The sequence below is a fragment of the Synergistaceae bacterium genome (genome assembly GCA_017444345.1).
Taxonomy (GTDB): domain Bacteria; phylum Synergistota; class Synergistia; order Synergistales; family Aminobacteriaceae; genus JAFUXM01.
Map to the genome: position 1 here is coordinate 1 of JAFSWW010000011.1, position 1578 is coordinate 1578.

The 1578-nt window shown below is 35.8% G+C and carries 3 protein-coding genes and 1 pseudogene; all 4 read left to right on the forward strand.

Translation table 11 applies throughout. The features are described from left to right. The coding region (locus IJS99_00495) for a hypothetical protein (GenBank protein ID MBQ7560299.1) at positions 1 to 217 on the forward strand (217 nt) is incomplete at its 5' end. Further along, complete coding sequence (locus IJS99_00500) at positions 218 to 628, forward strand: hypothetical protein (protein MBQ7560300.1); 411 nt, start codon at positions 218 to 220, stop codon at positions 626 to 628. A gap of 214 nt (positions 629 to 842) precedes the next feature. Next, positions 843 to 1246 (forward strand): annotated as a pseudogene (gene tnpA / locus IJS99_00505) (IS200/IS605 family transposase). Then, positions 1239 to 1578, forward strand: a 340-nt coding sequence (locus IJS99_00510; protein ID MBQ7560301.1) for a helix-turn-helix domain-containing protein, incomplete at its 3' end; no start/stop codon positions are given. The pseudogene tnpA and the gene IJS99_00510, both read left to right, overlap by 8 nt.

Sequence of the window (1578 nt, forward strand, 5' to 3'; positions counted from 1 at the left end):
AATCGCGAAAAATAAAATCTATCACGCCGAGCAGGGGCGAGTCGTAATGTATGCTGATCCTGAAATATTTAACATTTTGGAAATTGCGGCATTCGAGAAAGCAAATCTTGCACTGGGCTATACGGATATTGAAAGCGATAGAAGAGTGCTTAAATTCGCTGGAATTCCCATAAAACGAAATGACGCGCAAAGCATAGCAGAAAAGAAGGTGGCCTAAATGATATTTGACTATGAGCAAATGTTTATCGATGACAAGAATAATACACAGAAAAATATCACAAGCGGAGTATTAGGTGAGGCTGTCGACATTTCCGGCAATAATCAAGGGCGGGGATTTCCTGCGGTAATTGCTATAGCATTCAGCAGCGACACAACAGCAACGGCTGATCCTGATATTCAATTCGGAATTGAGACAAGCGAGAATGCAAATTTTAGCAAGAGTGTAACAATCCCGCTGAATTTGCCTACTCCATTAAAGAAAGCAGATTTAAAACAGGGTGAAGTCCTCGTGTCTTCATTGCCTAAGATAGGATTAAAACGTTTTGTAAGATTGAAAATCGGAACAGACAGCGCAATAACGTGTATGGGAATTAAGGCCGGTTTTGTGCTTGATGCTCCGTTAAAGTAAATATTATGTCAGTCTTCTTGTTATGCGAGCAGGCGGTCGGGCTTGTAAGGGGCAAAAGATTAATACTCTCTGATACAGAGAAAAATTATCTTGAAAATTTAACCTAAATTCGCAAGAAGTCTCCCGCCTCTATAGGCGGTGAGATGAATTGCGATTTGTATTTTCTGTTATATATGATAAAATCAGTCGCATAATATAAAAGTAGGTTGGTATTATGAATTTAGACAATAATAATCATTCAGTATTCTTACTATATTATCATCTTGTTCTAGTGGTGAAGTATAGGCGTGATGTTTTTGATAATGATATTAGTGATTTTGCGAAGGAGATTTTGTTAGAATATCAAAGTCATATAATATTACGCTTGAAGAATGGAATCATGATCAAGACCATGTTCATGCTATGTATCGCGCACATCCGAATACAGAAATGTCTAAATTTATAAATGCTTATAAAAGTGCTTCATCAAGACTAATCAAGAAAAAATTTCCAAGTGTTCGTAAGAAATTATGGAAGGAAATGTTCTGGTCAAGAAGTTTTTGCTTGCTTACGACAGGCGTAGCACCAATCGAAATAATAAGGCAATATATTGAGAAGCAAGGTATAAAACATGAATAGGGCATATAAATTTAGAATATATCCTAATCAAGAGCAAGTAATAATGTTTGCCAAAACGTTTGGTTGCGTAAGGTTTATTTATAATCGAATGTTATCAGATAAAATTGCCTATTATAAAGAGACGAAAAAAAATCTTCATGTAACACCAGCGCAATATAAATCAGAATTTGAGTGGCTGAAAGAAGTTGACAGTTTAGCACTTGCGAATGCGCAATTAAATCTTCAGTCAGCGTATAGAAATTTTTTCAGTAAAAAACGTTCAGGCTTTCCAAAATTCAAAAGTAAGAAAAATAGCCGAATGCGTTATACAACGAACAATCAAAATGGAAGTA

Coding starts and splice junctions, on each gene's coding strand:
- IJS99_00500 (MBQ7560300.1), top strand. CDS start 218: ATGATATTTGACTATGAGCAAATGTTTATCGATGACAAGAATAATACA.